The 7,604-nt window shown below is 71.8% G+C and carries 2 protein-coding genes; one reads left to right on the top strand and one right to left on the bottom strand.

Annotated features, from left to right (window positions below):
• Positions 1 to 89: 89 nt before the first annotated feature.
• A complete protein-coding gene (locus ACFW1A_RS36065) occupies positions 90 to 7,415 on the bottom strand; it encodes a ricin-type beta-trefoil lectin domain protein (protein ID WP_380416990.1) in 7,326 nt (2,441 codons plus the stop codon).
• On the opposite strand from ACFW1A_RS36065, the gene ACFW1A_RS36060 reads away from it, so the two are divergent.
• Positions 7,402 to 7,566 (top strand): hypothetical protein, encoded by a 165-nt coding sequence (locus ACFW1A_RS36060; protein ID WP_380416988.1) that lies wholly within the window; start codon positions 7,402 to 7,404, stop codon positions 7,564 to 7,566. The genes ACFW1A_RS36065 and ACFW1A_RS36060 overlap by 14 nt on opposite strands.
• The last annotated feature ends 38 nt before the right edge of the window (positions 7,567 to 7,604 follow it).

Raw genomic sequence — 7,604 nt, 5'->3', positions numbered from 1 at the left:
GCCGCTGCAAACCTGGTTCTTCAAGGGTACTGACGTAAAACCCGCCGGGGCGCGCCCCCGTATTGTCGGGACGCCCCCACCGCGGTGGTTCACCTCTGTTCCGTCGCCCACGGCGGCTGGTCCAGCTCGACCTTCTCGCCCTGCCAGTACCACTCGATGGAGTTCCAGTCGGCGCGACCGGTGGTCTCGCCGTCGTACTTCAGGTCGGCCTGGGCCATCACCACCGCGCGGACCACGGTGGCCAGCTCCCAGGCCGTCTGGTTGCCCGACTTCTGCATGTTCTGGAAGTTGGTGCTGGCCACCGCCCGACCGCGCGGCAGGGTGCCGTTCAGGGTCTCCTGCGCGGACGCGTAGGGCTTCTCGTTCTCGTCCAGCAGGCCGTCCAGGGCGAAGGAGATCTTGATCCGCGGGTTGCCCGCGGCCGCCTCGACCGCCTCCATCCACTTGGGCTTGGCGACGCCCATGTCACCCCAGGGCTTCTTCCCGTTGAGCGTGAACCGGTTGCCGCCGTCCTTCGCGTTCAGCGCCGCGGTCAGCTTGTCGCCCGAGTTCGGCCCGTTGACACCCAGCACCAGGTGGTCGCCGTCCTCCATCTTGCCCTGGGTGAGGCAGACGTTGTGCACCAGCACCGGAGTCCGCCCGGCCAGCACGTAGTACGTGTGCAGCCGGTCGACGGTGAGGTTGTACATCGCCTTGAGGCCGGCGATCAGCCGCACCCCGAGCACCCGGACCCGCTGGCCGGTGCTGCTCTTGAGGTCCTCGCCCGCCTTCAGGTCCCCGGCGGGGGTGAAGGTGTGCGTGGTCTCGTCCCAGAACGGGTGGTTGGCGGTGGTGTGCACGGTCGACTGGCTGCCGTCCGGGTTCTGCACCGTCAGGTCGACCAGGTCCTCGTCCGCGCGGACGACGGTGGCGGTCACCCGGTGGCCGCCCTGGTCGGTCGCGGTCGCCTGGTCGGCGGACTGCACCAGGTCACCGGGCTTGACGTCCGCGATGGCCTTGGCACTTCCGTCGGCCATCAGCACCTGGGTCTCCGGGCTGAAGCTGCAGCCCGGCTCGTCCTCCACCACGTGGCCGTGGCCGCTCGCCCCGGCCGAGCCGCTCCCGCGGCTGCGCGAGTGGCCGCCGTGCGAGTGGCCGCCGCCGGACGGACCGCCGGACGAACCACCTGAGCCGGAGCCGCCGTTCGAGCCACCACCGCCGCCCGAGGAACTGCTGCCGCTGTCGTCGCCGGCGGGCGCGGACGCGCCGCCGGGCGTGTCGTCGACCGGGGTGTCGGTGCCGGTCGGCGGGTCGACGTGGCCGCGGTTCTTCGGGGCCATGTCGTCCCGCAGCTCCTGCGGGGTCTCGCTGTACGGGATCGGCGGGTCGTCGCGCACCGCCGGGTCGCGCGGGACCTCCGGCGCACCCGGGCCCGGGTCGCCGCCGGCCAGGCAGACGCCGGTCTCGAAGATCAGCGCCCCCGCGGCCACGCACTCCGGTGCGACCACCACGGTGCCGACGCAGGCCACCAGGGCCGCGCCGACCGCGACGCCGGCCACGAACGCGCCCGCGTCCATCGCGTAGTCGCCCAGGTCGTCCCAGAAGTCCAGGCCGGTGGGGTCGCTGCCGTTGGTCGGACTGTCCGCCGCGTAGCTGTACCCGCCCATCTGGCGCGGGTCGTTGACCTCCAGCACCGGGTCGGCGCTGAGGAAGCGGCCGAGCGCCGCGTCGTAGTGGCGGGCGCCGAGCAGGTCGAGCCCGGTCACCGAGTCGGTCGGCTGGCCGAGGAAGCCCCGGTTGTCGGCCCAGCTGCCCGGAACCGTGCCGCGCGGGGTGCCGTACGGGTCGTAGGCGCGCCGGGTGATCGCCAGGGTGCCGGCGTCCACCTGGAGCTGCGCGGTGTGCTGCGGATTGGCCGGCTGGTAGCTCAGCTTGCCGGCGCTGGTGCGGACGATCACCGTGCCGTCGGGGTGGCTGTAGTAGCGCGTCCCGGTCGGCTTGGTCGCCCCGGTGGCCAGCGTGAGCTGCTCGGCCCCGCTGAACAGGTAGAGCACGGTGCCGGTCGGCGAACGCTGGATCAGCAGGGCGCCGTCGGCGTCGTACAGGTAGCCGGTGTTCTGCGCGCTGCCGGTGCCGGTCGTGGTGCTGACCGACTGGATCAGGCCTTCGGCGTCGTACGTGAAGGTCTGGCTCTGGCCTGCCAGCACGGCGGTGCCGGAGCCCGCCGGCGTCCACTTCTGGGCGTTGCTGCCGTTGCAGGTGTAGATCTGGACCTGGGTGCCCGGGGTGGTGGAGCTGCTCGGGTCGTCCAGGCACAGGCCGCTCTGCTTGTGGGACAGCGAGCCGTTGGTGTTGGTGCCCCACACCTGGGTGCCGGTGCCGGTGCAGGTCGCCAGGACGACCTTGGTGCCGGTGCCGGTGGCGCCGCCCGCGGTGTCCAGGCACTTGCCGAGGACGCGCACGGTCCCGTCGGTGCCGACGGTCCAGGTCTGTGCGCTGCTGGCGTTGCAGGTGTAGATGTCCACCGGGTTCTGCTCGGCGGTGGACGAGTGGTAGTCGTCCAGGCAGAGCCTGCCGCCGCTCGGCGTCAGGCCGGAGACCAGGGCGCTCGCCGCGGTGGCGGTGCGCCTGGTGGTGTTGCCCGCCGGGTCGTACTGGGCGGTGAGCACGGAACTGCCCGTCGCGCCGGTGGTGCCGACCGAGGTCGCGGTGTTGGGCTGGACCCCGTTGCTGGGGTAGGCCGGCGTCTGGACGGTGTCGTTGGCGCTCGCGCCGGTCAGGTCGTGCTGGACCTGCTGGGTGCGGTCGCCCAGGGAGTTGTACTGCCAGCTGGTCCAGTACGGGGCCGGGCCGCCGAGGGTGGCCGGGGCCGGGTTGGCCGTGGCGCAGTGGCCGAGCTGACCGGCCGTCGGCGCCGTGGTGCCGGCGGTGTCGGTCCAGGCCTGGGTCAGCCGGCGCAGCCCGTCGTACTGGAAGCACTGGGTGTCGTAGGCCTGGTCGGCGCCGCCCGAGGACTGCAGCTCGCTGCTGGCCGTCAGGTTGCCGGCCTGGTCGAAGGTGTAGCTGGTGGCCGAGATCGGGTTGGTCGACGCCGTCTGGAGGCTCACCCGGTTGGTGCTCGGGCGCCCCGTCGCGTCGTCGTAGGTCTGCGCGGTGCGCAGCTGCTTGCCGAGCACGCCGTAGGTGGACTGCTGGATCTGGCCCAGCGGGCTGTAGGACGCCAGGTCCAGGTACGGCGCGAAGTCCGAACCCGTCGAGACCAGGCCGCCCTGCAGGTTGTACCCGTAGCCCAGGTCCTCCGCGGGCAGGCCGCCCTCGGAGCCGTACACCGTGTCCGACAGCAGACCGGTGGTGGGGGTGTACTTCGAGGTGACGGTGTAGGTGCCCGCCAGCCCGCCCTCGGCCGCCGGGAGCGTCACGGTGGTTCCGGTCGGCTGGTAGGCGGTGTCGTAGCCGGTCACCGCCTGGACGTAGGCGCTGCCACCGGTGCCCGAGCCGCCGACGTAGCGGGTCGATGAGGTCGGCAGGCCCTTGGCCAGCGTGTCGTAGCTCCAGCCGGCGAGCTGCTTGGTCTGGTCGCCGGTGTTGGCGCCCGCGTACTCCCCGGTCTTGCGACCCAGCACGTCGTACGTGAAGCCGAGCACCTGGCCCCGGGCGTCCGTGGTGGTCGCGGTGCGGCCGAGCTGGTCGTACGTGGTCCGGGTGGTACCGGTGTCCGGGTCGGTCTGTGCGGTCTGGTGCCCCGTCAGGTCGTAGGAGTACGACCAGGTGTTCCCACCGGTGTCCTTGACGGTGGCGAGCCGGCCCGCGAAGTCGTAGCGGTAGCCGGTGGTGATGTCCCCGACACCGGTGCCGCCGTGCTTGACGGTCGACGTCTTGCGCCCGAGCCCGTCACTGAAGACGCTCTCGGCGGTGCCGCCGGCGGGCGGGGTGAAGTCGGTCTCGTCCGCGCCCGGGTAGGCGGTGGTCGCCGACCAGAGCGGGGCGGCCTTGGAGTAGAGCGTCCGGGTGGTCTGGCGGCCGAGGCCGTCGTAGGCGTCCACCGTCTCCTGCGGCAGCGTGTTCTCGGTCTCGACGAACAGGGTCGCGCCCGGCGCCGTGGTGGTGTCGGCGAAGGTGCCGGAACTGGAGTGGGCCCAGCCGTGGCTGTCGTAGTGGACCGAGGTGATCAGTCGGCCGGCCGAGTTGTCGGCGGTGGTCGTCTGGGTCTGCCGGCTCTGCAGGAAGCCGTCGAGGATCTCCACCGAGACCCCGTAGCTGCCGTCCTCGCGCAGGGTCCGCGTCGTCACGCTGGACGGGTCGGGGTTCGCCCCGGCGCCGTGCACCGCGTAGCTGAACTGCTTGTCCGCGCTCTGCGTGGCCATCGCGCGACCGGGCGCCCAGACCGCGGTGCGCCGACCCAGCGGGTCGTAGGTCGCGTCCGTGATCCGGCCGTTCGGGTCGACCACGTGGGTGACCAGCGACCGCCCGGCGGCGACCGTCCTGGTCTCGGTCCAGCCCAGCGGATTGGTGGTGCTGACCGAGGTCGGCATCGTCGCCGTGGCCGGGGAGTAGCTGGTGCCGGTCGCCGCACCCGCCGCGTCGAGCTGCTTGGTGACGCGGCCGTACTGGTCGTAGCTCTGCGCGTTCAGCGTCTGGAAGACCGGGTTGCCCGACGCGTCGTACGACTGCACCGTCTGGGTGGCGGTGACGTAGGCGTTCGCGCCGAGCTGGCCGAAGGTGCCGGGGTTGCCGAGGCTGCCGTCACCGTCGTAGAACAGCCGCCGGTCGCTGACCGTGCTGCCGCTGCCGGCTGCGGTCCCGCACGGACCGGAGACCGAGACCGACTCGCTCGGGTAGCTGAGCATCATCGGGTTGGACGCCGGCGGGTTGGCGTAGCTGGTGGTGGTGCACACCTCCTGGCCGGGCGCCGCGATGTCGCCCTTGTTGTCCACCTGCTGCGGCCGGCCGAGGCTGTCGTAGGTCGCGTTGGACTGGTCGGTCCGCCAGCTGCCGTTGGCCAGCAGGGCCTGCGTCTTGGAGCTGGAGGACTGCAGCCGGCGGGCCGTCAGGTCCGGCAGGGTGGACAGCGTCGCCGGGGCCGGGGTCTTGGCGGTCCAGGCGGTGCGCGGCGAGGTGACCGTGACCGTGGTGGTCTCGGGCTCGGCCAGGGTCCGGCCGACGACCGAGCCACCGGCCTGGTTGTCCTGGTCGGTCTCCTGCGCGCTGCCGGCCAGCCACGGGCTGTCCGGCGTGCTCTCGCCGAGCGAGTTGGTCAGGCTGACGGAGCGCTTGCTGCCGTCGGCCTTGTAGTCGCCGTCCATGCCCTGGAAGTAGTTCGTCACCGTCTGGGTGATCGGGTCCGGGGCGGAGCCGGTGGTGGTGGTGACGGTGCGGTAGCCGCGGAAGTCGTTCCAGGTGCGGTACTGGTCGTCCGTCAGGTCGCTGTCGTCCCGGTGCCAGGCCGCACCGCCACTGTAGGTGTAGGTGGTCACCTTGGCGGGCGAGCCGGCCTTGGTGGCGTCGTTGTCCGACACCTGGGCGACCAGCGTCTTCTGGAACCAGTCGCTGATCGGCGTGACGCCGCCCGGGGTGGTCCAGTTGACGTTGTAGCAGGCCATGGTGTCGGAGTCCGGGGACGCCGGCATGGTGTTGTTGACCCGCGAGCACTCGGGCGCGCGGTAGGTGACGGCGATCGACTCGCCAGTCTCCGTCTGCAGGCTGGAGATCCGCGGGTGGTACAGCGGCGGCGCCGCCGGCGTCAGGCCGTCGACCCGGTTGTCCGTCTCGACGCCGGTGAAGGTCACCGGGTCGAGGGCGAGGGTGCCCGTGCCGCCCGCGCTGGTGTCCAGGCCGGTGTGCTGGATCTGGGACAGCCACATGACCGACTGCAGCGCGCCCGCGTCCTTCGGGTCCACCGTCTTGCCGGTCACCGGGTCCATCGTGCCGCCGGCGTCCGAGAACAGGTGGGTCAGCGCCCACGAGTCCACGTCCTGCCAGGCGGAGCCGTTCTTCACCGAGGTCTTGATCGACTGCAGCCGGTAGCTGGACCAGAAGGTCGGGGCACCGACCTGGCAGACGTTGCTGCCGGTCCCGGAGGTCGCCATCGAGCTGGTGCAGTTGAGGTCGTACGGGGTGTCCGGCCAGTTCGGCGCCGTGCTGCTGTTCAGGTTGGACGCCTGGCAGGTGGTCGGGTCCGTCACGCAGCGCTGCGCCGTGCTGAAGACCACCTTGGCGGCCGGGTCGTGGCCCGCCTGCTCGTCGGCCAGCTGGTACCCGTAGGAGATCTGGGTCAGGTAGCCGCCGCGGGTGTACTGGGTCATGGTTCCGCCGGCGCCGGACTGCGCGACCTGGCCGTAGCCCATGTTGTAGAAGTTCGACTCGGTCGCCCAGTCGTAGCGCTGCACGTTGCCGTGCGGGTCGACCACGAAGTCCAGGTTGAACCGGTAACCCATGTTCGCGCAGAAGGAGTTGTTGCCCTTGCTGCTGTCGTAGCACGGGTCGCCCGACTTCGGTGTGTAGACCGGCACGCCCCACGCGGAGTTGGTGGCCGGGTCGGAGGTGGTGCCCGGGGAGTGGTTCAGGCCCAGGTAGTAGGCGGTGCCGTCGGTCGTGGTGACCTTGAAGTACTCACCGTTCCACAGCCCGTTCGACGCACCGGTGAGCAGTTCCACCTTGGTGCCGTCGTCGTTCTGGACGTGGAAGACCCCGCTGCCGTCCCGCACCAGCTGGCCGTTGTGCGAGCCGAGCGAGATCGTCGCGTTCGAGCCGGCCCAGCACTCGTCGGCGGACTTGGCGATCCCGTCGTTGGAGCACGACTTGTAGGAGCGCTCGATGAAGCCCGGGCTGTAGCCCCAGCCGTCGCCGATCCAGGAGGACTGCGAGTTGCGGGCCGAGGTCTCCCCGTCCACCGACTGCGAGTTGTAGGACAGGCCGACCGCCGGAGCGGTCCCGCCCAGAGCCGGCGGCACCGGGATGGGGTAGTCGTAGGTGAACGCACCCGAGGCCGACTGCGACCAGCTGCCCGAGGCGGAGAGCGAGGTGGCGGTGTAGTCACCCTGCGAGCCGCTGCTGCCCGCCACCGCCGCGACCGTGGTGCTCGCCGCGGCGGCGGCCATCGGCGCGGCCATCATGCTCATCGCCCGCGGCGCGCTCGACCCGCCCGAGGCGGGCAGCGCCACGCCGGCGGTGAGCCGGTGCGTCACCGGGTCGTTGGTCGTCGCCAGCGGGGTCTGCGTCTGACACTGCGCCAGCTGGGGCGTCGTCTGCGCACAGGCCGGCAGCTGCACCAGGTGCAACCGCGAGGCCCACCCGCCGCCGTACGCCTGCGCCACCGCACCGTAGTCGAGCGAGACCGACACCTTGCCGGTCGCACCCGACCCGTCCTGACGGGTCAGACCCACCATCAGACCGTCGACCCCGGCCGCCTCGGCGGTGGTGTGGTTGACGGTGTTCACCTGCACCGAGGCCGGCGTCGACGCCGGCGCGAACGGCACCGCCACCGGCTGCACCGCGTCCGTCGCCGCGAACGCCACGCCCGCCGTCGGCGCACCGCCCACCGGCGCGGTCTGCGTGCCCGCCTTCGGCCACACCGGCGCCGCCACCTGATGCGGCTTCAACTCCCGCGAGCCCTTCGGCTCCGCCAC

This window comes from Kitasatospora sp. NPDC058965 (assembly GCF_042741245.1).
Taxonomy (GTDB): domain Bacteria; phylum Actinomycetota; class Actinomycetes; order Streptomycetales; family Streptomycetaceae; genus Kitasatospora.
The sequence above is the reverse complement of the archived record's forward strand: the minus strand, read 5'-3'. Positions and strand labels throughout refer to the sequence as shown.